Consider the following 22,929-nt stretch of genomic DNA (forward strand, 5'->3'; position numbering starts at 1 on the left):
TCCAGGAGTCGGTCGCTGTCGGCCGGTCAGCGACCGGTCTTGGGGGCCTTCCAGCGGGCGATGCCGCGGGCCACCAGGTTCAGGATCATCACGAAGGCGATCAGCGTGAGCGAGGCCGCCCAGGCACGGTCGTAGGCCGCGTTGGCACCGGCGCTGTCCGCGTACTGCTGGTAGATGAACAGCGGCAGCGACGACTGCGCACCCTCGAAGGGGTTGTTGTTGATGAACGGGTTGCCGAACACCAGCAGCAGCACCGGCGCGGTCTCGCCCGCGATACGGGCGATGGCCAGCATGACACCGGTCGTGATACCGCCGATGGAGGTCGGCAGGACCACCTTCAGGATGGTGCGCCACTTGGGCACGCCGAGCGCCAGGGACGCCTCGCGCAGTTCGTTCGGGACGAGCTTGAGCATCTCCTCGGTGGAGCGCACGACCACCGGCATCATCAGGATGGCCAGGGCCAGCGATCCGGCGAAGCCGAAGGGCTGCATGTCGAAGATCAGCATGAGGCTGAGGATGAACAGACCCGCGACGATCGACGGGATACCGGTCATCACGTCCACGAAGAAGGTGACGGCCTTCGAGAGGCGACCGCGCCCGTACTCGACGAGGTAGACCGCGGTGAGGATGCCGATCGGGGCGCCGATCAGGGTGGCGAGACCGACCTGCTCCAGCGAGCCGATGATGGCCGCGTAGGCGCCACCGCCGGTGTCGGCGTTGGCGACGACACCCATGGAGTGGGAGAGGAAGTAGGGGTCCAGGACCTTCACACCGCGCGAGACGGTCACCCAGATCAGGGAGACCAGCGGGACCACGGCGATGACGAAGGCGACCCAGACCAGGGAGGTCGCGACCCGGTCCTTGGCCTGTCGGCGGCCCTCGACGCGGGCGGCGACGGCATAGGTGCCGAGGACGTAGAGGAGGCCGGCGATCAGGCCCCACTGGACCTTGCTGTCCAGGCCGCCGACCAGGCCGATGGCCACGCCGAGCACGATGGCCGCGGCGATGATGGCGTAGGAGGACCACTTGGGGAGGGTGGCACCACGCAGGGTGCTGGCTGCTGCGGTGCTCATGCGTTGGCCCCCGAGTACTCTGCGCGGCGCTGGATGATGATGCGGGCCGCGCCGTTGACCAGCAGGGTGATGACGAAGAGGACCAGACCGGAGGCGATGAGCGCGTCACGGCCGTCCGAGGTCGCCTCGCCGAACTTGCTGGCGATGTTCTGGGCGAAGGTGCCGCCGCCCGGGTTGAGCAGGCTGGCGTGGATGTCGAAGTCCGGGGAGAGCACGGTGGCGACGGCCATCGTCTCGCCGAGCGCGCGGCCGAGGCCGAGCATCGAGGCGGAGATCACGCCGGAGCGCCCGAAGGGCAGCACCGACATGCGGATGACCTCCCAGCGGGTGGCGCCGAGGGCCAGGGCGGCCTCTTCGTGCATCTGCGGGACCTGGCGGAAGACCTCGCGGCTCACGTTGGTGATGATCGGCAGGATCATGATCGCGAGCAGGATCGAGACGGTCAGGATCGTGCGCGGGGCGCCGCCGTCCCAGGAGAAGATCCCGGTCCAGCCGAAGTAGTCGTTCAGCCAGCCGAACAGGCCGGTCATGTGCGGCACGAGGATCAGCGCGCCCCAGAGGCCGTACACGATGGACGGCACGGCGGCGAGCAGGTCGATCACGAACGCGACGGGGCCGGCCAGGCGGCGGGGCGCGTAGTGCGTGATGAAGAGCGCGATCGCGACGGCGATCGGGACCGCGATGGCCATGGCGATGATCGAGGAGACGACCGTGCCGAAGGCGAGGACCGCGATGCCGAAGGTCGGCGGGATGAGGTTGGTGTTCCACTCGAAGGTGGTGAGGAAGTTGCCGTGGTCGCGGTTGATCGCGAGGGCGGCCCGGTAGGTGAGGAAGACCGCGATCGCGGCCATGATCACCAGCAGCAGGATGCCGGAACCGCGGGAGAGACCGAGGAAGATCCGGTCACCGGCCCGGGTGGCGCCGCGGGCGTTGCGCTTCTGCTCGGCCGCGGAGGGCTGTGGGGGCGTCGGGGGGGATGCGTCTGTTGTCTGCGTCGATATGTCCATCGGGTTCTCCGGTCTGCGGAGTCGCCTGGGGGGCGGCTCGGAGGAGCCGTACACCCCACACGTAGAGGCATACGGCTCCGGGCGGCGGTGCACCGGACGGTGCGGCCGGGCTCCCGTGGGGAACTCGGCCGCACTCGCGGATCTTTAGCTCAGGCCCTCGACGGTGGTGCGGACCTTGGCGATGATCTCGTCGGGGATCGGGGCGTAGTCGATCGTGGAGAGCAGCTTCTGGCCGTCCTCGGAGGCGATGTAGCGCAGGAACGCCTTGGTCGCCGGGAGGGTGTCGGCCTTGTTGCCCTTGTCGCAGGCGATCTCGTAGGTGACCAGGCTGATCGGGTACGCGCCCTCGGCCTTGGTCTTGTAGTCGAGCTGCAGCGACAGGTCCTTGCCGGTGCCGATGACCTTGGCGGCCGCGATGTCGGCGGTGGCGGACTCGGTGGACGGGGCCACCGGGCTGCTGGCGCCCGTGTCGATGGAGGCGGCCTTGATGCCGTCCGAGACGTAGGAGAGCTCGAAGTAGCCGATGGCGCCGGAGGTCTGCTTGACCTGCTGGGCGACACCCGCGGACTGCGGAGCGGACTGGCCGCCCTTGGCCTGCCAGGCCTTGCCGCCGGAGTACTTCCAGTTGTCCGGGGTGGTGGCGATCAGGTACTTGGTGAGGTTGTCCGTCGTACCCGACTCGTCAGAGCGGTGGAACGCCTGGATCTTGAGGTTCGGAAGCTTCGCGTCGGGGTTCAGCTTCTTGATCGCCGCGTCGTTCCAGTTGGTGATCTTGCTGTCGAAGATCTTGGCGAGGGTCGGCGCGTCCAGAACCAGGTTGTCGACACCCGGGACGTTGTAACCGATCGCGATCGCACCGCCGACCATCGGGAGGTCGATGCCCTGGCCGCCGGAGCAGACGCTCTTGGAGGCCTTGACCTCCTCGTCCTTCAGCGCGGAGTCGGAACCGGCGAAGGCGACCTGGCCCTGCGTGAAGGCGGTCACACCGGCACCGGAGCCGGAGCCCTTGTAGTTGATCTGGACGCCACAGGCCTGGGAGAAGTTCTTCACCCAGGCGTCGATCGCGTTCTTCTGCGCGGAGGAGCCGTCGGCGAGCAGCTGGCCCTTGGCGTCGTCGCACTTGATGGAGCTGGCGTTCGCGGAGGCCGAGGAGGTGCTCGAACCGCTGCCGCCACCGTTGTCGTCCGAGCCGCACGCCGTCAGGGCCAGGGCGCCGGAGACAGCGACAGCACCGAGAGACAGGGCGCGCAGCCGGTTCTTGCGCTGAAGCTTCACTTTCGGGGGTTCCTTCCAGAGGCGCCACCTTCGGCGGCGTGCGAGGTAGTCGTGGTGCGAAGAGGGCCGTCCGACATGACGTTCGCAGCCCTTCACCGCACCGGTACGGCCGAAATTAGGCAGAACAGGTGAAGCCACCGATGGCCAGAAGTGAACGCAGGGTGAACCCCTGCCGTCGGCCTGGTTAGGTCACGGAATGCTCACGGGGAGGGCACATCGAGGTTCCGACCGACGCGTTGCGCGAACAAACCTTCGGCATTCGCCATCACAGCCGTTACGACGTCACAGCGTTCGTTACACCGGATGGGAACCCGCGTGCGACAGACGCCGTCTCGTCCCAGGAAAGCCGACGAAAGGCACGGGCATGGAACGGCGTACCTTCATATCTGGCGGGGCGGCCGCCCTCGCGGCGACCGCACTGACGGGGTGCAGCTCCGGCGGCGACACCTCGCAGACCACCGGCGCGCCACTCGCGTCCACATCCTCTCGTACGGCGCTGAAGACCACCAGCGCGGCGGCCGCGGCCAACTGGACCGCCCTCGCCCACGCCCTGGACGGCACCCTGGTCCGCCCCGGTGACACCTCCTGGACCACGGCGCACCAGCTCTACAACACCCGCTTCGACGGCCTGAAGCCGGCGGCGGTGGCCTACGTGGCCCACGCGGACGACATCCGCACGACCCTGTCGTACGCCCAGGCGCACTCCCTGAAGGTCTCCATCCGCAACGGCGGCCACTCCTACGCGGGCTACTCCTCGGGCAACGGCCGCCTGATCGTGGACGTCTCCAAGCTCAACCGGATCCGCGTCAGCGGCGGCACGGCGGTCGTCGGCGCCGGCTCCAAGCTGATCGACGTCTACCGGGCCCTCGCGGCGAAGAGCGTGACCATCCCGGCGGGCTCCTGCCCCACGGTCGGCGTCTCCGGCCTGGTCCTCGGCGGCGGCCACGGGGTCGCGTCCCGCGCGTACGGCCTGACCTGCGACAGCCTCACCCAGGCGACCCTGATCACCGCGGACGGCACCCAGGTCGTCGCCAACGCGAGCAGCAACAAGGACCTCTTCTGGGCGCTGCGCGGCGCGGGCAACGGCAACTTCGGCGTCGTCACGGAGCTGCAGTTCAAGACCCACCCGACCCCGCAGGGCGTGACGGCGTACATGACCTGGCCCTGGGCGAAGGCGGCGCAGGTCCTGAAGGCCTGGCAGGAGTGGGGCCCCTCCCAGCCGGACGAGATCTGGTCCTCCCTGCACCTGGAGAACTCGGGCAGCGGCCCGCGCATCGCGGTCGCCTGCTTCTCGATGGGCACCTACGGCGAACTCCAGAACGCGGTCGACGCCCTCGCCCACAAGGCCGGCGCCAACGCCTCCTCCGTCTCGCTGCGCCGCCACGGCTACGAGGAGGCGATGGAGATCTACGCCGGCTGCTCCTCCTTCGCCACCCAGGCCCAGTGCCACCTGCCCGGCTCCACCCCGGGCCGCTCCCCGCAGGGCAAGCTGGGCCGGGAGACCTACACGGCCCGCTCCGACTTCTTCGACCGCTCCCTGTCGGCGGCCGGCATCCAGACGGTCCTGCGGCAGATCGGCTCGGTCCGGGGCGGCGCGGGCAGCATCGCCTTCACGGCGCTCGGCGGTGCGGTCAACCGGGTCTCGCCGACGGCGACGGCGTTCGTGCACCGCCGGTCGCGGATGCTGGCGCAGTACATCGTGTCCTGGGGCGCGGGGGGCTCCGGCAGCACGGGCCAGTCCTGGCTGAACGCGGCGCACGCCGCGATGAAGCCGTACGCCTCCGGCGCGGCGTACCAGAACTACGCGGACCCGACGCTGACGAACTGGAAGAAGGCGTACTACGGCGACGCCGTGACGAAGCTCGGGAAGGTGAAGCAGCAGTACGACCCCGAGAGGTTCTTCTCCTACGCACAGGGGTTGTAGGAGCGGCGTTCGGCTGCGGGTGGGTGGGGGCTGGTCGCGCCCACGCGGCGGAGCCGCACATTGATACAGCCCCGCGCCCCTTACGGGGCCCGGCCTACGCCGCCAGGTCCCGTTCCTCCGACTCCAGGCCGGAGCGGGGCTCCGGGACGACGCCGACCGTCGCCGAGCGCGTGCGTACGATCCAGCCGGCGCGGGGGGACCCGGCGACCGCCTTCATCAGCGGTGTGAGGAGGGCGGAGGCGAGGGGGGAGAGGAGGAGGACGACGGCGGTGCCGAGGGCGAAGCCGCCGATGACGTCGGTGGGGTAGTGGACGCCCATGTAGACCCGGCAGAAGCCTTCCAGCAGGGCCAGCCCTATCCCCGCGGCCCCGAACTTCCGGTTGGCGATGAAGAGGCCGACGCCCAGGGCCATGGTGATGGTCGCGTGGTCGCTGACGAAGGAGTAGTCGGTCTTGCCGGAGACCAGGACGTCGAGGCCCTGGTGAGCGAGGAAGGGCCGGGGCCGCTCGACGAAGCCGCGGATGGGAACGTTCACGAGGACGGCGATCGCGGCGGCGAGCGGTGCCCAGACCAGGGCGGCGACGGTGGCGGGCGCGTCCTCGTCGCCCCGGCGCCGCACGGACCACCAGCACCCCGCCACCAGCAGCACCATGGCGACCAGCAGCCCGTACTCCCCGACGAAGGCCATGCCCCGGTCGAACCAGTGCGGCGCGTCCTTGGCCAGGCCGTTGATGTCGTAGAGCAGGTCGACGTCGGGGTTGGATCCGGATTCGGCGAGTACAGCCATCGTGCTGCGGCCCCTTCGTCGTCGTTCCGGGACGCACCTCGTGTGCGTCGCTCGCTGCCACCCCCGTGGTCGGCTATGTCAACAGGAACGCACGGCCTACGCCCCTTCGTTCCACCCTCCACCGAATGATCACGCAGACGTTATCGAAGAGAGATACAAAGCCGCAGCTCAGGGGAGGGTTTCACACTCGGTTCACACCGCCGTGGGGAGCGCTTTCGCGCCATCTTCGGTGACGCGGGTGGCGCCGAAGTAGTCCGCGCTGTCGATGGGGTCGAAGCGGATGACCGCCCCGGTGTACGGCGCGTCGATCATGTACCCGCCACCGACGTAGATTCCCACGTGGTGGATGGCCCGGGAGTTGGTCAGGTCGGTGGAGAAGAAGACCAGATCACCCGGGAGCAGCTCGTTGCGGGACGGGTGCGGGCCCGCGTTGTACTGGTCGTTGGCGACCCGGGGCAGCGTGATCCCCACGCTCGCATACGCCGCCTTCGTCAGCCCGGAGCAGTCGAACCGGCCACCTTGGTCGGCGGTGCCGTTGCCGCCCCAGAGATAGGGGGTGCCGAGCTTCTTCTGGGCGAAGTCGATGGCACCGGCGGCCTGCTTGGTCGGGGAGAGCCGGCTGACGGGCGCGGCGAAGCTGTCCTCCAGGGTGGTGATCGTCTTGACGTAGTTCTGGGTCTCCTTGTACGGCGGCACACCCTTGTACTTGATGACCGCGTACGCCCCCGCGTTGTAGGCGGCGAGCATGTTGTCGGAGATGTTGCCGGGGACGTCCTTGACGTACGAGGCGAGCTGGCAGTCGTAGGAGGCCGCCGACGGGATCGCGTCGTTCGGGTCCCAGACGTCGCGGTCGCCGTCGCCGTCGCCGTCGATGCCGTGGCTGGCCCAGGTACCCGGGATGAACTGCGCTATCCCCTGCGCGGCCGCCGCGCTCTGCGCCTTCGGGTTGAAGCCGCTCTCCTGGTAGAGCTGCGCGGCGAGCAGGGCGGGGTTGATGGCGGAGCAGAGGTTGCCCCACTTCTGCACGAGCGCGGAGTAGGCGGCCGGCACGGATCCCTTGGCCAGCGCCTTGGTGCCGCCGCCGACCCCGCCGAGCAGGTTCCCGGCGACGACGTACACGCCGACGACGAGCAGCATCACGAAGCTCAGCCCGAGCCCGACCGCCGCGCCACCGATCAACCATACTTTCCGCACGCCCCAACCCTCCCCCATGTCAGGGCTGTTCAACGCCATTTCGGCCGAGAGTGGCGGTATTTCACAGGAAGACGGCGCACATGACGCCGTTTCAGTCCGCGGTGGCGTCCTTGTACAGCTCGGCGGCCTCGCTCCCGAGGACCACGCTGTACGACGTGTCGGCGGTCGAGCCGCCCTGCTCGTGGCCGCCCAGCACCCCGACCACCTCGTGGTCGCCGTTCACCCAGGGGCTGCCGCTGGTGCCGCCGGTGAACTCGGGGCAGTCGATGCGCTGTTGGGTGGCGCTGTGGGCGACGGGCTTGTTGGTGCAGCTGATGGGCACCTCACGGGAGTCGGGGTACCCGGTGACGGTCACCGCGGTGGCCCCGGTGGCGACCCCGCTGGCGAAGCGGTTGGCGCCGGTCACGCTCTCGAGGCGCCTGCCGTCCAGTTCGTCCACGACGGCGAAGGCGACGTCACTGTCCTCGTCCTGGCCGTGCGCCCACCCGTCGGGCAGGTACCGCTTCCCGACCTTCCACACCCCGTACGGCGCCTGCCCGTCCCGGTATCCCGGCACGAAGACGAGGCCGGTGGCGTCACCGTCCCCGTCGACGCAGTGTGCGGCGCTGACGATCAGGTCCCGCTGCGGGCTGTGCACGACGGACGCGGTGCAGAAGTGGTTTCCGGACAGGCTCCCGGCCTTGTCGGCGCCGAACAGCGCCCCGACGCGCGCGCTCTCCGCCGTGTCCCCGACCACCGCGGTCACCCCGAACGGCCCCGGCCCGTCGTCGGCGGCCGCCACGGAAGCGGAGGTGGCAGCGAGCATAACCGCGGCGCAGAGCGCGATACGGCGAGTGCCCACCGAGACACGTGAGCTGCGAGAGATGCGCTTCATCAGGCCCCACTGTGTCCCACAAAGGTGAGAAACGGTTCCCGACTTCACTGAGATTTACCTGTGAACCGCCCTTGCGGCCGTGGCACGGGTGCTCCGCCCGGGCCACTCCGGCTCAGAAGGTGGTCGTCATCCCGCCGTCCACCGCGATCGTCTGTCCGGTGATGAAGGACGCGGCGTCGCTCGCCAGGAAGACGACGATCCCCGCGATCTCCGCCGGCCGTCCCCAGCGGCCCAGGGCCGTGCGGGTGCGCAGCCAGCGCGCCCACTCCGGGTCCTCGGCGAGCTCCGCGTTGACGTCCGTCGCGAAGGTCCCCGGCGCCACCGAGTTCACCGTCGTACCGCTCGGGCCCAGGTCGGCCGCGAGCGCCCGGGTGAGGCCGTCGAGGCCCGCCTTCGCCGTGGCGTAGGCGACGTCCCCGGTGCGGCCCAGCTGGCCGACGACCGAGGAGACATTGATGATGCGGCCCGGTGTGCGGCGCGCGGCCAGGCCCCGGGCGACCGTCTGGCTCAGCGCGTACGCCGAGGTCAGGTGGACGTCGAGCATCGCGGACAGTTGGTCCGGGGGCATCTCCTCGACGCCCCTGCGGTCGCGGTGGCCCACGTTGTTGACCAGGATGTCGAGGGCGCCGAGGGCGGTCACCACCTCCTCGGCCGCCTCCCGGTCGGTGACGTCGAACGCCGCTCCCAGGACGTCGAGTCCGTCCTCGCGCAGGCGTGCGACCGCCGGGTCCAGCGAGGCCGTGTCCCGGCCGTTGAGGACCACCCGCGCACCGGCTCCGGCCAGGCCCCGTGCCATCTCCAGGCCCAGTCCCCGGACCGAGCCGGTCACCAGGGCGGTGCGTCCGGTGAGGGTGAAGTCCACGGCGCCGGCGCTCATGCGGCCACCTCCCGGAGAACCGTCGTGTCGGTCGTACCGGCTCACCGTATCCGGCAGCGGGCGGATGGCCGCCGGGCGTCCACCACCTGGGCTTTCACTCCGTCCCGACGTTCACACGGCCCGCTCCGAGGGCCCACTTCACCCCCGTCATCTCCTCCGACAGCGTCCACAGCCGGCGCGCGGCCACCGGGTCGCTCGCCGCCCGGCTGCGGCCGACCAGGGTCGGCGCGCCCCGCATCTCGCCCATGCCGTCCGGGCCGAGATAGCTGGCGCCTGGCAGGTCCTGGGTCGCCGCGTACAGCGTGGGAAGGGTGCCCGCGACGTCGTCCTGGGCGAGGAGCCGGTTGCCGAGGCGCATGCCCAGGCGGGCCAGGGGGTTCGCCGTGTGGCTCTGCAGGTTGGTCGCCGCGTAGCCGGGGTGCGCGGCGAGGGCGCGGACCGGGGAGCCGGCCTCGGTGAGCCGGCGCTGGAGTTCCAGGGTGAACAGGAGGTTGGCCAGCTTGGACTGGGCGTAGGCGCGGGTGGGGTGGTAGGCGCCGCGCAGATTGAGGTTGTCGAAGTGGATCACGCCGTCGCCGCCGCGGTGCAGACCGGAGGAGACGGTGACCACGCGGTCGGTGACCTGGGGCAGCAGCAGGTTCGTCAGCGCGAAGTGGCCCAGGTGGTTGGTGCCGAACTGCATCTCGAAGCCGTCGGCGGTGCGCTGCTCCGGGAGCATCATCACGCCGGCGTTGTTGATGAGCAGGTCGATCGGTCCCTGCCAGCCCTCGGCGAAGGCCCGCACCGAGGCGAGGTCCGCCAGGTCCAGCCGGCGCACCTCGGTGCTGCCGGGCACCTGCGCCGCGGCGGCGCGGCCCCGCTCCGGGTCGCGTACCGCGAACACGACATGCGCGCCCGCCCGGGCCAGCGCCTCCGCCGCCGTACGGCCCAGGCCGCTGTTGGCCCCGGTGACCACGGCCGTACGGCCGGAGAGGTCGGGGAGGTCGGTGACGTTCCACTTGGGGTTCTTGGTGTCGTTCTTGTCAGCCATGTCCGCCAATGTAGGCGTCGGCAACAATGATGTCAATGACAACAAAGATGACGGCGACTACATCGGGATACGATGCCCCCATGTCGCAAAGCCGCCCCTACCACCACGGAGACCTGCGCTCCGCCCTGCTCGCCAGCGCCGAACGCACCCTGCGCGAGAAGGGCGCCGCCGCCCTGTCCCTGCGCGAACTGGCCCGCGACATCGGGGTGAGCCACGCCGCCCCCGGCCGGCACTTCAAGGACAAGCAGGCCCTGCTGGACGCGCTCGCGCTCGGCGGATACGACCGCCTGAACCGGGCGTTGACCGCGGCCGACCTCCCCGACGCCACGTTCGAACCCCGCATCACCTCACTCGCCCGCGCCTACATCACCTTCGCCGTCGACAACGCCGAGCTGCTGGAGCTGATGTACTCCCGCAAGCACGACCCCGACATCGACAGCGAACTGGCCGACGCGGTCGAGCTCTCCCTGTGCTCCTTCGTGAACCTGATCGCGGACGCCCAGCGGCGCGGCGAGATCGTCGAGGGCGACCCGGAGCGCGTCACCCTGGTGGCCGCGGCCGGCATCCACGGCCTGGCCGCCATGACGTCCAACGGCACCCTCCAGCCGGACGAGACCCTGGCGGGCCTGGACCACTACGCGCACCTCCTGCTGCACGGCCTCAAACCCCGCTGACACCGCCTCGATACGCCCCGATCAACGCGCATTGCGGCCTGCCCCGGCCGGAGTCCAGGTCAACCGAACCCCAACTTCCGGCCATCCGGCCGCCAATGATCAGTAAGCCCTTGCCGCGCTTCAGTAACGCGGAAGTCAGGATTCCGAAAGTCACCTTGTTGTCGCGTACCCAACAACGCGATGGTCGTCGCGGGCCGCCGCCCCCACCGGCAACCACACCGGTGGTCCCCCCACCCGCAGGCCTCTGTCCCTTCTTCCAGGAGGCTGTACGTTGCGTACGACCACCCCCAACACCCCCCACACCAGCGGTAGATGGCGCCGGATAGGCACCGCCGTCGCCGCCACCGCGGCACTCGCCGCCGCCGGCCTGGGCACCGCCGCCCACGCCAGCGCCGCGGACACCGCGACCCACAAGGTCACCACCCGGGCCATCGCCGCCCAGGTCGCCAAGGCCCACGTCCAGTACGAGAAGGCCGGCTGCGGCGCCACCCCGAAGAAGGGTTTCGCCGCGTGTGACGCCCTCCGGGTCACCGGCGGCACCACCGCCTTCATGGAGAAGCAGGCCGCCCTCAAGGGCATCGCCCCGAAGACCGTCAAGCCGAACGCCGCCTCCGACTCCCCCACCGGATACGGCCCGAGCGACATCCAGTCCGCCTACGGCCTGGCGGACGCCGCCGCCTCCAACGGCTCGGGCGAGACCGTCGCCATCGTCGACGCCTACGACGACCCGAACGCCGAGGCGGACCTCGCGACCTACCGGTCGTACTACGGCCTGTCGGACTGCACCACCGACAACGGCTGCTTCACCAAGGTCTCCCAGACCGGCTCCACCACCTCGCTCCCGTCCGCCGACAGCGGCTGGGCCGGCGAGGAGTCCCTCGACCTCGACATGGTCAGCGCGACCTGCCCGAACTGCAACATCCTGCTGGTCGAGGCGAAGTCGGCCTCCGACGCCAACCTGGGCACCGCGGTGAACGAGGCCGTCAAGCTGGGCGCCAAGTTCGTCTCCAACAGCTACGGCGGCTCCGAGTCCTCCTCGGACACCTCGTACGACACCTCGTACTACAAGCACGCGGGCGTGGCCATCACCGCGAGCGCCGGTGACGAGGGCTACGGCGCCGAGTACCCGGCCGCCTCCCGGTACGTGACCGCCGTCGGCGGCACCGCCCTCAAGACCTCCTCCAACAGCCGCGGCTGGACCGAGTCGGTCTGGAAGACCAGCTCCACCGAGGGCACCGGCTCCGGCTGCTCCGCCTACGACGCCAAGCCCACCTGGCAGACCGACGCGAGCTGCTCGAAGCGCATGATCGCCGACGTCTCCGCGGTCGCCGACCCGGCCACCGGCGTCTCCGTCTACGACTCCTACGGCTCCGACGGCACCGGCTGGAACACCTACGGCGGCACCAGCGCCTCCTCGCCGCTCATCGCCTCGGTCTACGCCCTGGCCGGCACCCCGGGCAGCAGCGACTACCCGGCCGAGTACCCGTACGCGGCCGCCGGCACCTCCGCCCTCAACGACGTGACGAGCGGCAACAACGGCACCTGCTCCACCTCGTACTTCTGCACCGCCAAGTCGGGCTACGACGGCCCGACCGGCTGGGGCACCCCCGAGGGGACCGACGCCTTCACCGGCTGACCCCTCGCACCGCAGGACCTCCCCGTCGGGTCACGGGGAGCCGCCACCGTGAGGGGGACGTGGGGTCCCCTCGGCGGCAGGGAAAGAGAGACGGGCCACGGCATCCGGCCGTGGCCCGTTTTTCGCTCCTCGCCTCTTTTCGCACCTTGGCAACTCCCTTGAATTACCTGTGCGTCGAGTCAAGCGCCCGCCACCCACAAGACAACGGGCGGCCATCGACGGGTCACGCGAAGCCCTCGTTCGGCAATGCGGAAGTCAGGATTCCCGTCACCTCTTGTTGTCGCGTACTCAACAAAGGATTCTCTTCGCGGGCCGCCGCCCTGCGACCGGGGAACCCGTACCGGCCGCAAAGCACCAGGCACCACGCACCAGATCGCACCCGCACCGCCCCTGTTCGAACTGTTCCACCCCATTCAGGAACATCAGGAGGCTGCACGCATGCGTTCCACTCCCCCCAACAGATCCTCGCTGCACCGCGGCTGGCGCCGACTGGGCACCGCCGTGGCCGCCACCGCCGCGCTGGTGTTCGCCGGTTTCGGCACCGCCGTCCAGGCCGACGCGGTCGCCACGGCGACCGGCAAGGTGACCTACGTCGCCACCCCCTGTGCCACCCCCAAGCACACGGGCGACCTCACCTGCAAGTCCTACCGCGTCACCGGCGGCCTCACCGCCTTCCAGAAGCAGCAGGCCGCGAAGACGGGCATCACCCCCAAGGCCGCCGACGCCTCCACCCCGTCCGGCTACAGCCCGACCAACCTCCGGTCCGCCTACGGCCTGACCTCCGCCGCCGCCTCCAACGGCTCCGGCGAGACGATCGCGATCGTCGACGCGTACAACGACCCGAACGCCGAGTCCGACCTCGCGACCTACCGCTCGTACTACGGCCTCTCCGCCTGCACCACGGCCAACGGCTGCTTCAAGAAGGTCTCCCAGACCGGCTCCACCACCTCCCTCCCCTCCTCCGACGCCGGCTGGTCCGAGGAGATCTCCCTCGACCTCGACATGGCCTCCGCGATCTGCCCGCTGTGCAACATCACCCTCGTCGAGGCCACCAGCGCCAGCTACGCCAACCTCGGCACCGCGGAGAACGAGGCCGTCGCCCTCGGCGCCAAGTTCGTCTCCAACAGCTACGGCGGCTCCGAGTCCTCCTCGCAGACCTCGTACGACACCTCGTACTACAAGCACGCGGGCGTGGCCATCACCGTCTCCGCCGGTGACAGCGGCTACGGCGCCGAGTACCCGGCGACCTCCCAGTACGTGACCGCCGTCGGCGGCACCAAGCTGTCCACCTCCTCCACCACCCGCGGCTGGACCGAGTCCGTCTGGCGCACCTCCAGCTCCGAGGGCACCGGCTCCGGCTGCTCCTCCTACGACGCCAAGCCCAGCTGGCAGACCGACACCGGCTGCACCAAGCGCATGGAGTCCGACGTCTCCGCCGTCGCCGACCCGGCCACCGGCGTCTCCGTCTACGACTCCTACGGCGTCACCGCCGGCTGGTACACCTTCGGCGGCACCAGCGTCTCCGCCCCGATCATCGCCGGCGTCTACGCCCTCGCCGGCACCCCGGCCAGCGGCACCTACCCGGCCCAGTACCCCTACGACTACGCGGGCACCTCGTCCCTCAACGACGTGACGAGCGGCTACAACGGCTCCTGCTCCACCGCGTACTTCTGCACGGCCGAGACCGGCTACGACGGTCCGACCGGCTGGGGCACCCCGGAAGGCATCTCGGCCTTCGCCAACTAGTACCCGGCTCCACCCCCACACGGGTCGCGGCAACCAGCCGCGGCCCGTTCGTCATGAGAACATCGGGACGGTGGCATTCACCCGACTGGCCGTCAAAAACCCCACCAGGCGGTAATGGGGGTCAACGACGGAACCACACCACAGGTTCCGCCCAGGCCTCATTGCCCGGCGTGACCTGCCGTGATACACAGAGTGACCGTACGATCCCTTCGTACGAAACCCGCCAATCAATGACGTCAAGTCGACATACTCCGGCGACGTTGTCGGCGAGAATGATGCGTGACCTCTGCACCGGGCAGGGGCGGACAGAACTACCCACCAGGGGCGGTGACTTACATGTTCTACGCGGCCGACAAGGGAGACATCAACACCATCATCGGCGGAATCGCTCCGGACTGGGGGCCTTTCGGCAGCCTGGGCAACGAGGCGAAGACGATGATCCAGGTGGTCATGGCCGTCGCCATCCTCATCTGCCTCGGTATCGCCGTCTGGGGTGCCGCCAAACAGCGCATCGGCGCGACGGCCCTCCGGGACACCTTCAGCGCCGAACAGGGCAAGGGCCTCATCATCGCCGGACTGACCGGAGTCTTCATCATCGGCTCACTCGGCACCCTGTTCACCATCGTGTACGGCATGGCCGTCTAGCCGCCTGAACCTCCGTCTCCCCCGCTCCGAGGTTGCGTTTCCCTGATGTCGAGTCACCACACCGCGCCCGCGCGGGAACCAGCACGGCTACCGTCGTACTGCTACGCGTTCCGGTACGACGTGGAGGGGGAGTACCCGGCATGAGCCTCGGAGACGAGCCCGGCTACCCGGAGACCGGCCACACCCGCACGCGCCTGCCCGACGACCCCTACGGCGGCGCCCGCCGCAACGCCCGCTCCTCGTCCCGGAGCCTGGTCACGGTCGTCGGCGTCGTCGTCCTCCTGATCGCGGCGATCGCCTTCGCGAACAGAGGCGACGGCGACAACTCCTCCTCCACGTCCTCCTCGTCCAACAGCACCACCACCGACAACCAGCCGGCCACCTCCTCCACCGCGGCCACCGGCACCAAGCCGGTCGACACGAAGAACGCCGGCATCCCAACCGGCTTCGCCCACACCCAGCAGGGGGCGGAGAGCGCGGCGGCGAACTACGCCGTGACGCTGGGCTCGACCGGCATGTTCAACAAGGACAGCCGCCACCGCATCGTGAACGCGCTCTACACCTCCGCCGCGGCGGCAAAGCTCCAGAACCCGATGGACGCGGCCTACTCGACAAGCCTGCTGAGCAAGATGGGCCTCGACGCCAACGGCAACCCGCCCAAAGGCAACACCTTCGTGTCCCGGACGGTTCCGGTGGGCACCAAGGTCGTGCAGTACGGCGACAGCAACGCCAAGGTGTCCGTCTGGTACATGGGGCTCGCCGGCATGTCCGGCACGTCCTCGACCAACCCGGTGACCACTACCTGGAAGACCTGGACCTTCGACCTCCAGTGGGCCGACAACGACTGGAAGGTCAGCGCGGACTCCCAGACGGACGGACCGGCGCCGGTTCCCGGTGACGACCAAGCCGCCACCTCCGATGCCATCAGCAAGGCCGTCGAGCAGTACGGAGGGTTCACTTATGCCCGGTAACCCGCGTCGTGTCCTCAAGCTCGCCGGCCTGGCCGCCGCCGCGCAGACAGCCGTCGTACTGCTGGCCACCCAGGCCGTCGCCGCCCCCACCCCCTCGGCCTCGCCCTCCCCCGGCGCATCGTCCAGCAGCGACGCCTGCGGCCTGTTGAACGGCACGGCGAAGCAGTTCTGCGAGAACGACAGCGGAAAGGGCAGCTCCGGCGGCTCCACCACCGACCCCCTCACCTCCACCCTCGACCCCCTCTCCTCCCTCGCCCAGGGGTGTGCCAAAGCCGCGTCCTGGACCGTCGACAAGCTCGGCGACGCCGTGAAGGAGACGGCGAACGTCGACTTCACGAACGAGAAGTTCCTCCAGCAGTACGCCGTCGTGTTCGCCGCGTCGACGATCCTGACGCTGCTGCTGTGGCTGCTGGCCGTGGCCAAGCGCGCGGTGCGAGGCGTCCCCCTCACCACCGCCATCTCCGAGGCCGTCGGCTTCCTCTGGCTCACCGTCCTCGCCTCCGCCTTCACCCCGCTGATCCTCTACACGGTCGTCTCGGCCACCGACGGCGTCACCGACGTCCTCGCCAAGACCACCGGCGACCAGACCGACACGTTCTTCGGCACCTTCTCCGGCGCCCTCAGCAAGGGCGACGACATCGGCGGCGGCCCGATCATGCTGATCGTCGTCTCCCTGGTGAGCATCCTCGCCGCCGGCGTCCTGTGGCTGGAGCTGGTCATCAGGGCGGCGCTCCTCTACGTCGGCGCCCTCCTCGGCACCGTCGTCTACGCGGGTCTGGTCGACAAGAACCTCTGGGGCCACGTCCGCCGCTGGGCGGGGATCATGATCGCGGTGATCCTCGTCAAACCGGTCATCGTGATCGTGCTGGGCCTCGCCGGCGCCCTGTCCTCCGACGGCGGCCCCGACTCCTTCTCCGCCGTCGTCTCCGGCCTCGCCATCATCCTGCTCGCCATCTTCGCCAGCGCGATGATCTACCGCTTCGTCCCCGGGTTCGGCGACGAGATCGCCAACGGCCGCAACAACCGCATCATGCAGGGCGCCGAAGGCAAGGCCGCCGCCGTCATCAGCAGCCCCGCCAACCTCGTCGCCCAGGGCATCAGAACGCACAGCGCCCGCGCCGACAACAACGGCGGAGGCGGTTCCACCGGCGGATCCTCCGGTGCCCGCCCGTCCAACCCGGCCTCGGGCGGCGTCGCCGCGCACAGCACGCGCACCCCGAACGGTGGTGGCGGCGGATCTGTCCCCTCCGCCGCACCCGCACCCCGCGCGCCCAGCCCGGCCAACACCCCGCACGCCGGCAACACCCGCAACAACAGCTCGGGAGGTGAAGGGCGTTGACGACCGAGTCCCACCTGTCCCATCCGATCACGCCCCGCCGTACGTATCTCATCGGCCGCGCCCGGCCGAACGCGATCGTCGGCAGGAACCGTGAGTCCGGCGAGATCGGCCTGATCATCGTCGGCGCGTTCCTCGGCATGATGTGCGGGCTCCTCGTCCCCGTCCTGTCCCTGCGCATCGTGCTGCTCATGGGCTTCCCGCTGCTCGCGCTGGCCGCGGTCTACGTGCCGTACAAGCGCCGCACGTTCTACAAGTGGTTCGAGATCAACCGCAGTTACAAGCGCACCCTCCGCACCGGCACCGTCTACCGCTCCACCGCCAGCGAGGCCGGCACCCGGATCGACGGCCGCGAGGTCGAGATCGGCCCGCCGCCCGGCATCGGCCGCATCAGCTGGCTCGCCGCCCCCTTCGGCCCCGACGAGATCGCCGTACTCCTGCACGCCGACCGCAAGACGGTCACCGCGGCCATCGAGATCGAGGGACCCGGCGTCGGCCTGCGCGACTCCGAGGACCAGGAAGCCCTCGTCGACCGCTTCGGCACCCTCCTCAAGCACGTGGCCAACGGCGACGGCTTCGTCACCCGCCTCCAGATGCTCGCCCGCACCCTCCCCGCCGACCCCGACGCCCACGCCAAGGACGTCTCCCAGCGCGGCGACGAGAAGGCCCCGGGCTGGCTGGCGCAGTCGTACGACCAGCTGCAGTCCATGGTCTCCACCAGCAGCGAGCAGCACCGCGCCTACCTCGTCGCGTGCATGCACTACTCGCGCGAACTGGCCGCCGAGGCCCACGCCATGGCCCGATCGGCCCGCCCCCAGGCCGGCCGCAAACTGGACCGCGACTCCGGCCTCGCCGTCGTCATGGCCCGCGAGCTCACCGACATCTGCTCCCGCCTCCAGGAGGCGGACATCCGGGTACGGCAGCCCCTCGGCCAGGGCCGCCTCGCCTCCCTCATCCACTCCATGTACGACCCGGACCACCCCATCGACCACATCCAGGCGATGACCCAGCGCAACGCCTGGCCGGCCGAACTGGACGCCATGGAGCCCACGTTCCTCCAGGCGAAGACCCGCGAGTCCGCCACCCGCGAGCCCTGGTGCCACGCCACGGCCTGGGTGAAGGAATGGCCGATGACCCCGGTCGGCGTCAACTTCTTGGCCCCGCTCCTGGTCCACACCCCGGACGTCATCCGCACCGTCGCCGTCACCATGGACCTCGAACCCACCGAGGTCGCCATCGAGCGCATGCTCACCGAGAAGACGAACGACGAGGCCGAGGCCTCCCGCGCCGCCAAGATGAACCGGACCGTCGACCCCCGCGACATCGCCGCCCACAACCGCCTCGACCAGCGCGGCGAGGACCTGGCCAGCGGCGCCGCCGGCGTCAACCTGGTCGGCTACATCACGGTCTCCTCGCGCTCTCCCGAGGCCCTCAACCGCGACAAGCGCACGATAAGGGCGTCCGCCGGAAAGTCGTATCTGAAACTGGAGTGGTGCGACCGCGAGCACCACCGCGCCTTCGTGAACACCCTGCCCTTCGCCACCGGAATCCGAAGGTAGAGGCTGATGCGCTGATGAGGGACCCGCTGTCCGTCCTCACCGAAGCCTTCACGTCCTTCCTCTTCGGGAAGGTCGAGACGACCCGCTCACCCGTCCGCACCTCCACCGGCCAGGCCCAGGCGGTCTACCTCCCCACGGCCGCCCCCGGCCTGGGCGACTCCGGCGTGATCATCGGCCGCGAGGTGTACTCCGGCAAGGGCTACATCTACGACCCCTTCCAGCTCTACGGCCAGCAGCTCCCGGCCCCGCACTGGCTGGTCCTCGGCGAGTCCGGCAACGGCAAGTCGGCCCTGGAGAAGACCTACGTCCTGCGCCAGCTCCGCTTCCGCGACCGCCAGGTCGTCGTCCTGGACGCCCAGGGCGAGGACGGCGTCGGCGAATGGAACCTCATCGCGGAAGAGCTGGGGATAACGCCGATCCGGCTCGACCCGATGGCGGCCCTGGACCACGGCATCCGGCTGAACCCGCTCGACCCCGCCATCACGACGACCGGCCAGCTTGCTTTGCTGAGGACCATCATCGAAGTGGCGATGGGCCACGGCCTCGACGAACGCTCCGGCTTCGCGCTCAAGGTCGCGCACTCGTACGTCAACGAGACGATCCTCGACCGCCAGCCCGTCCTGACGGACATCGTCGAGCAGCTACGACACCCCGAGCCGGAGTCGGCCGAGGCGATGAACGTCGCCCTAGACGACGTACGCGCGTGGGGCCTGGACGTGGCCCTGGTCATCGACCGCCTGGTCGACGGTGACCTGCGCGGCATGTTCGACGGCCCGACGACGGTCGGCATCGACCTCGACGCCCCGCTCATCGTCTTCGACCTGTCCCACATCGACCGCAACTCCATCGCCATGCCCATCCTGATGGCGATCGTCGGCGTGTGGCTGGAGCACACCTGGATCCGCCCGGACCGCAAGAAGCGCATCTTCCTGGTGGAGGAGGCCTGGCACATCATCGCCAGCCCGTTCGTGGCCCAGCTGTTCCAGCGACTGCTGAAGTTCGGCCGACGGCTCGGTCTGTCCTTCGTGGCGGTCGTCCACCATCTGTCCGACGTCGTGGACGGCGCGGCGGCCAAGGAGGCCGCGGCGATCCTGAAGATGGCGTCGACAAGGACGATCTACGCCCAGAAGGCGGACGAGGCACGGGCCACGGGCCGGGTACTGGGCCTGCCCAGGTGGGCGGTGGAGATCATCCCCACCCTCACCCCGGGAATCGCGGTCTGGGACGTCAACGGCAATGTCCAGGTGGTCAAACACCTGGTCACCGAGACCGAACGCCCCCTCGTCTTCACGGACCGCGCGATGACCGAGTCGTCCAGCGACCTCTCCGACGCCGACGACGTGCTGCGCGCCGCCGAGCTGGAGGCGGAGCAGCGGGCGGCGGCCTTCGTGGAGCAGCACCTCGGCGACTCCGAATCGACGGTGGCGTAGGGAGGACCGTCCGTGAGACCGGACCCTCGGCAGGAGCGCGAGCAGCAGGGCGGCGGCGGGATTCCCGACGGCCTGCTGATCGGCATACTCGGGTTCCTGCTCGGCATCACCGTCCTGGTGTGGACGGCGACGGGACTGGCCGCCTGGTTCGCCCACGGCGACTGGCCCTCGACGGTCAACCTGACCCACACCCCGCCCGCGATGCGCCACCTCATCGGCGAACCGCACGACATCGCGGGCGCCTGGCCGGACACGCCGGCGGCCCAGCTGTCGGGGTGGGGGCTGTTCTGGGGCCTGTTCATCGGCCAGCTGTTGGTCCTGATCGTCCTCACGGTGTTCGTGCTGGGAACAGTGGCCCGCTGGCGGGCGGGACGAAGACGACGGAGAGCGGAGACGAAGAGGACGCCCGCCGGGGCGCCGGAACCGCGCGCGGGGACGCCGCAGGCACAAGAAACAGCCCCGTTGCCGCAACCCGCCGTCCCGGCCGTCCCCGCGACCACCGCGACCACCGCGACCGAACAGCCGGTCCCCGCCACCGACCTCTACGCCCCTCTCCCGGCCGGTCTCCCGGTAGGCGGTGAACAGGCGGTCGGATGGGCGAGAATCCACATCGCCCCCAGGGAGAGCCGACAGGCCACGGCCACCCGGACCATCCAGGACGCACTCGGCCCCGCCGTCGTCGTCACCTCGAACCCCGCGCTCTGGTCGGAGACCAAGGACGCCCGGGCCAAACTCGGCCCCGCCCTCCTCTACGACCCGAACCACCTCTGCGACACCCCCGCCCGCTTCCACTGGTCCCCCACGGCGGGCTGCGAGGACAAGCAGACGGCGATCCAGCGCGCGCAGGCCCTCCTCACCCCCGTGAAGCCCACCGCGAAAATCGACCAGGCGGTCACGGACACGGCCGAAACGCTCCTGCGCAGCTATCTCCACGCCGCCGCACTGGAGAACCGCACGATCCGCCACGTCCACCGCTGGGCCCAGGGCACCGGCGTCCAGGACGCCGTACGCACCCTCCGCACCCACCCGAAGGCGGCCCCCGGCGCGGCCGGCGAACTCGAAGCCGCCCTCACGTCCCACCCGGAACGCCGGGACATCGCCCAGGAGTTGACGGCCCGGGCGCTCGCGGCGCTCTTCACGGTCAACATCCGCGAGGCCTGCACACCCAACCGATCCGATGCCCTCGCCCTGGATTCCTTCATCGATGAAGGGGGCACGCTTTATGTGGTCGGTGAATCCATCGAGGACCCCAGGACCAACCCCGGCGCCATGCCCCTCCTGACGGCCCTCGTCTCCAGCGTGGTCGAGCACGGCCGGCGCATGGCCGAACGGTCATCCTCCGGTCGGCTCGACCCACCACTGACCCTGGTCCTGGACGACGTGGCGGCTGTGGCCCCACTCCCCCAGCTCCCCGACCTCCTGGCCGCCGGCACCGACCAGGGCCTGCCGACGCTCGCCCTGCTCCGCTCCCACGAACAGGCCCGCTCCCGCTGGCCGCACCGGGAACTGCCGGTCTAGGCCGGCCACTCCAGCACGAACTCGAACTCCTTCTTCCCCGCATCCGCCTCGAGCTCCACGACCACCCCGCTCGGCACGAACCCGGCCTTCCGGTAGGCGCCCTGAGCCCGGGCATTGTCCTCGTGCACCAACAGCCGCACCCGCTCCGCACCCCGCTCCCGCGCCCACGCCACGCCGGCGTCGAACAGCGCCTTGATCAGCCCGCTCCCACGGTGCTCGGGCCGTACGAACACCCCGACGACATGCCCCTGCCGCCGCTCGACCGGAAACCCGGCCCAGTCCGTCGTCCCGGCCTCCTCGACCAGCACGGTCAGGCCCCCGGCCCACACCCCGTCCGCCGCCTCGGCGATGAACTGCCGTGCCCCGCTCAGCTCCTCGGCCGACCGAGCGGCCCGCTCCTGGTAGAACGAGTCCGGCCGCTCCACCGCGTCCTCGTAGGTCTCCATGAACGCGATATCCGCCACCGGGTCCCGCAAAGCAACCAGCCGAAGCTGCTTCACGGCCTCCCACTCGTCGGCCCGTATCGCACGTATGACGTGATCACCGCTGGTCGTAGCGCTCATGCGACCACGGTAGCCACCACCGACCACTCCGCTCACCTCGTTTACGACCGCCCAGGCCGGAGCCGTTGTCAGTGCCCGCGCCTACTGTGGACGTCATGACGACCCTTCCGAACCGTCCGAACACCGCCTTGTTGATCGTGGACGTGCAGAACGGGGTGGTGGCCGGCTCCCACAACCGCGACGAGGTCATCGCCAACATCAACACGCTGCTCGCCCGGGCCCGTTCCGAGGCGGTCCCCGTGATCTGGATCCAGCACTCCAGCGACGATCTGAAGCCGGACAGCGCCCCCTGGCAGTACGTCCCGGAACTCGTCCGCGAAGCCGCCGAGCCCCTCGTCCACAAGCGCTACGGCGACTCCTTCGAGGACACCGAGCTGGAGTCCGTGCTGGCCGACCACGGCGTGGGCCGCGTGGTGGTCACCGGCGCCCAGACCGACGCCTGCATCCGCTCCACCCTGCACGGCGCGATGGTCCGCGGCTACGACGCGACCCTGGTCGCCGACGCCCACACCACGGAGGACCTCTCCCCGTACGGCGCACCGCCCCCGCAGCAGGTCATCACGCACACGAACCTCTACTGGCAGTGGCAGGAGGCCCCGGGTCGAAAGGGCGGCACGGTCGGCACAGCGGACGTGACGTTCTAAAACACGGACCCCAAAATGCAGAAAGGCCCACGCCATACGGCGTGGGCCTTTCCCAAAATTTGTTCGGCGGCGTCCTACTCTCCCACAGGGTCCCCCCTGCAGTACCATCGGCGCTGTAAGGCTTAGCTTCCGGGTTCGGAATGTAACCGGGCGTTTCCCTCACGCT

General features: G+C 69.9%; 20 protein-coding genes and 1 rRNA gene. 11 read left to right on the forward strand and 10 right to left on the reverse strand.

The features are described 5' to 3' along the window. Positions 1-26: 26 nt before the first annotated feature. The 3 genes from pstA to pstS form a co-directional block, all read right to left on the reverse strand. A complete protein-coding gene (gene pstA / locus ACFZDK_RS25420) occupies positions 27-1,073 on the reverse strand; it encodes a phosphate ABC transporter permease PstA (protein WP_390975858.1) in 1,047 nt (348 codons plus the stop codon). Beyond that, positions 1,070-2,080, reverse strand: coding sequence for a phosphate ABC transporter permease subunit PstC (gene pstC / locus ACFZDK_RS25425; RefSeq protein WP_390975859.1), 1,011 nt, complete (start codon positions 2,078-2,080; stop codon positions 1,070-1,072). Before pstC ends, pstA begins: the two co-directional genes overlap by 4 nt. 144 nt (positions 2,081-2,224) lie before the next feature. Beyond that, positions 2,225-3,355: a phosphate ABC transporter substrate-binding protein PstS gene (pstS, locus tag ACFZDK_RS25430; protein ID WP_390975860.1), complete on the reverse strand. Its 1,131-nt coding sequence runs from the start codon at positions 3,353-3,355 to the stop codon at positions 2,225-2,227. A gap of 364 nt (positions 3,356-3,719) precedes the next feature. On the opposite strand from pstS, the gene ACFZDK_RS25435 reads away from it, so the two are divergent. Next, complete coding sequence (locus tag ACFZDK_RS25435; RefSeq protein WP_390975861.1) at positions 3,720-5,279, forward strand: FAD-binding protein; 1,560 nt, start codon at positions 3,720-3,722, stop codon at positions 5,277-5,279. Positions 5,280-5,373: 94 nt separating this feature from the next. On the opposite strand, the gene ACFZDK_RS25440 is transcribed toward ACFZDK_RS25435, so the two are convergent. The 5 genes from ACFZDK_RS25440 to ACFZDK_RS25460 all read right to left on the reverse strand — a co-directional run bounded on the left by ACFZDK_RS25440 (position 5,374) and on the right by ACFZDK_RS25460 (position 10,041). Continuing rightward, positions 5,374-6,066 carry a phosphatase PAP2 family protein gene (locus ACFZDK_RS25440; RefSeq protein WP_390975862.1) on the reverse strand — a complete coding sequence of 231 codons (693 nt, stop codon included), beginning with the start codon at positions 6,064-6,066 and terminating at the stop codon, positions 5,374-5,376. A gap of 192 nt (positions 6,067-6,258) precedes the next feature. Continuing rightward, positions 6,259-7,278, reverse strand: a complete 1,020-nt coding sequence (locus ACFZDK_RS25445; RefSeq protein WP_390975863.1) for an NlpC/P60 family protein — start codon at positions 7,276-7,278, stop codon at positions 6,259-6,261. 73 nt (positions 7,279-7,351) lie between these two features. Then, complete coding sequence (locus tag ACFZDK_RS25450) at positions 7,352-8,134, reverse strand: trypsin-like peptidase domain-containing protein (RefSeq protein ID WP_390975864.1); 783 nt, start codon at positions 8,132-8,134, stop codon at positions 7,352-7,354. A 112-nt stretch (positions 8,135-8,246) separates the two neighbouring features. Beyond that, a complete protein-coding gene (locus ACFZDK_RS25455) occupies positions 8,247-9,011 on the reverse strand; it encodes an SDR family oxidoreductase (protein WP_390975865.1) in 765 nt (254 codons plus the stop codon). Positions 9,012-9,105: 94 nt separating this feature from the next. Next, complete coding sequence (locus tag ACFZDK_RS25460) at positions 9,106-10,041, reverse strand: oxidoreductase (RefSeq protein WP_390975866.1); 936 nt, start codon at positions 10,039-10,041, stop codon at positions 9,106-9,108. A gap of 80 nt (positions 10,042-10,121) precedes the next feature. Between ACFZDK_RS25460 and ACFZDK_RS25465 the strand changes: the two genes are divergently transcribed. The 9 genes from ACFZDK_RS25465 (at position 10,122) to ACFZDK_RS25505 (ending at position 21,556) form a co-directional block, all read left to right on the forward strand. Next, complete coding sequence (locus ACFZDK_RS25465) at positions 10,122-10,715, forward strand: WHG domain-containing protein (protein ID WP_390975868.1); 594 nt, start codon at positions 10,122-10,124, stop codon at positions 10,713-10,715. 271 nt (positions 10,716-10,986) lie between these two features. After that, positions 10,987-12,351 (forward strand): peptidase S8, encoded by a 1,365-nt coding sequence (locus ACFZDK_RS25470; RefSeq protein WP_390975870.1) that lies wholly within the window; start codon positions 10,987-10,989, stop codon positions 12,349-12,351. A gap of 438 nt (positions 12,352-12,789) precedes the next feature. Beyond that, a complete protein-coding gene (locus ACFZDK_RS25475) occupies positions 12,790-14,097 on the forward strand; it encodes a peptidase S8 (RefSeq protein ID WP_390975871.1) in 1,308 nt (435 codons plus the stop codon). 336 nt (positions 14,098-14,433) lie between these two features. Then, a complete protein-coding gene (locus tag ACFZDK_RS25480; protein WP_046732870.1) occupies positions 14,434-14,742 on the forward strand; it encodes a hypothetical protein in 309 nt (102 codons plus the stop codon). 140 nt (positions 14,743-14,882) lie between these two features. Then, positions 14,883-15,713, forward strand: a complete 831-nt coding sequence (locus tag ACFZDK_RS25485) for a hypothetical protein (RefSeq protein ID WP_390975873.1) — start codon at positions 14,883-14,885, stop codon at positions 15,711-15,713. Then, on the forward strand, positions 15,703-17,052 hold the full coding sequence (locus ACFZDK_RS25490; protein WP_390975875.1) for a hypothetical protein: 1,350 nt from the start codon (positions 15,703-15,705) through the stop codon (positions 17,050-17,052). The genes ACFZDK_RS25485 and ACFZDK_RS25490 overlap by 11 nt, the downstream gene beginning before the upstream one ends. Beyond that, positions 17,049-18,608 (forward strand): SCO6880 family protein, encoded by a 1,560-nt coding sequence (locus ACFZDK_RS25495; protein WP_390975877.1) that lies wholly within the window; start codon positions 17,049-17,051, stop codon positions 18,606-18,608. The genes ACFZDK_RS25490 and ACFZDK_RS25495 overlap by 4 nt, the downstream gene beginning before the upstream one ends. Positions 18,609-18,622: 14 nt before the next feature. Beyond that, the gene (locus tag ACFZDK_RS25500; protein ID WP_390975878.1) at positions 18,623-20,038 is read left to right on the forward strand and encodes an ATP-binding protein; all 1,416 of its coding nucleotides are present in this window, start codon (positions 18,623-18,625) and stop codon (positions 20,036-20,038) included. A gap of 12 nt (positions 20,039-20,050) precedes the next feature. Next, positions 20,051-21,556 carry a type IV secretory system conjugative DNA transfer family protein gene (locus tag ACFZDK_RS25505; protein WP_390975880.1) on the forward strand — a complete coding sequence of 502 codons (1,506 nt, stop codon included), beginning with the start codon at positions 20,051-20,053 and terminating at the stop codon, positions 21,554-21,556. On the opposite strand, the gene ACFZDK_RS25510 is transcribed toward ACFZDK_RS25505, so the two are convergent. After that, positions 21,553-22,119, reverse strand: coding sequence for a GNAT family N-acetyltransferase (locus ACFZDK_RS25510; RefSeq protein ID WP_390975882.1), 567 nt, complete (start codon positions 22,117-22,119; stop codon positions 21,553-21,555). The genes ACFZDK_RS25505 and ACFZDK_RS25510 overlap by 4 nt on opposite strands. A gap of 95 nt (positions 22,120-22,214) precedes the next feature. Here ACFZDK_RS25510 and ACFZDK_RS25515 point away from each other — a divergent pair, with 95 nt between their 5' ends. After that, positions 22,215-22,763, forward strand: a complete 549-nt coding sequence (locus ACFZDK_RS25515) for an isochorismatase family protein (protein WP_390975884.1) — start codon at positions 22,215-22,217, stop codon at positions 22,761-22,763. A gap of 61 nt (positions 22,764-22,824) precedes the next feature. On the opposite strand, the gene rrf is transcribed toward ACFZDK_RS25515, so the two are convergent. Further along, positions 22,825-22,929: ribosomal RNA gene (gene rrf, locus ACFZDK_RS25520) — 5S ribosomal RNA — on the reverse strand; the annotation flags it as partial.

The organism is Streptomyces sp. NPDC007901, from assembly GCF_042959465.1.
In the GTDB taxonomy this organism is placed as follows: domain Bacteria; phylum Actinomycetota; class Actinomycetes; order Streptomycetales; family Streptomycetaceae; genus Streptomyces.

What these genes read in the sequence shown, in the direction of transcription:
- pstA (WP_390975858.1), bottom strand. Translation starts at nt 1,073, where the DNA reads ATGAGCACCGCAGCAGCCAGCACCCTGCGTGGTGCCACCCTCCCCAAG.
- pstC (WP_390975859.1), bottom strand. Translation starts at nt 2,080, where the DNA reads ATGGACATATCGACGCAGACAACAGACGCATCCCCCCCGACGCCCCCA.
- ACFZDK_RS25435 (WP_390975861.1), top strand. Translation starts at nt 3,720, where the DNA reads ATGGAACGGCGTACCTTCATATCTGGCGGGGCGGCCGCCCTCGCGGCG.
- ACFZDK_RS25440 (WP_390975862.1), bottom strand. Translation starts at nt 6,066, where the DNA reads ATGGCTGTACTCGCCGAATCCGGATCCAACCCCGACGTCGACCTGCTC.
- ACFZDK_RS25445 (WP_390975863.1), bottom strand. Translation starts at nt 7,278, where the DNA reads ATGGGGGAGGGTTGGGGCGTGCGGAAAGTATGGTTGATCGGTGGCGCG.
- ACFZDK_RS25450 (WP_390975864.1), bottom strand. Translation starts at nt 8,134, where the DNA reads ATGAAGCGCATCTCTCGCAGCTCACGTGTCTCGGTGGGCACTCGCCGT.
- ACFZDK_RS25455 (WP_390975865.1), bottom strand. Translation starts at nt 9,011, where the DNA reads ATGAGCGCCGGCGCCGTGGACTTCACCCTCACCGGACGCACCGCCCTG.
- ACFZDK_RS25460 (WP_390975866.1), bottom strand. Translation starts at nt 10,041, where the DNA reads ATGGCTGACAAGAACGACACCAAGAACCCCAAGTGGAACGTCACCGAC.
- ACFZDK_RS25465 (WP_390975868.1), top strand. Translation starts at nt 10,122, where the DNA reads ATGTCGCAAAGCCGCCCCTACCACCACGGAGACCTGCGCTCCGCCCTG.
- ACFZDK_RS25475 (WP_390975871.1), top strand. Translation starts at nt 12,790, where the DNA reads ATGCGTTCCACTCCCCCCAACAGATCCTCGCTGCACCGCGGCTGGCGC.
- ACFZDK_RS25480 (WP_046732870.1), top strand. Translation starts at nt 14,434, where the DNA reads ATGTTCTACGCGGCCGACAAGGGAGACATCAACACCATCATCGGCGGA.
- ACFZDK_RS25485 (WP_390975873.1), top strand. Translation starts at nt 14,883, where the DNA reads ATGAGCCTCGGAGACGAGCCCGGCTACCCGGAGACCGGCCACACCCGC.
- ACFZDK_RS25490 (WP_390975875.1), top strand. Translation starts at nt 15,703, where the DNA reads ATGCCCGGTAACCCGCGTCGTGTCCTCAAGCTCGCCGGCCTGGCCGCC.
- ACFZDK_RS25500 (WP_390975878.1), top strand. Translation starts at nt 18,623, where the DNA reads ATGAGGGACCCGCTGTCCGTCCTCACCGAAGCCTTCACGTCCTTCCTC.
- ACFZDK_RS25510 (WP_390975882.1), bottom strand. Translation starts at nt 22,119, where the DNA reads ATGAGCGCTACGACCAGCGGTGATCACGTCATACGTGCGATACGGGCC.
- ACFZDK_RS25515 (WP_390975884.1), top strand. Translation starts at nt 22,215, where the DNA reads ATGACGACCCTTCCGAACCGTCCGAACACCGCCTTGTTGATCGTGGAC.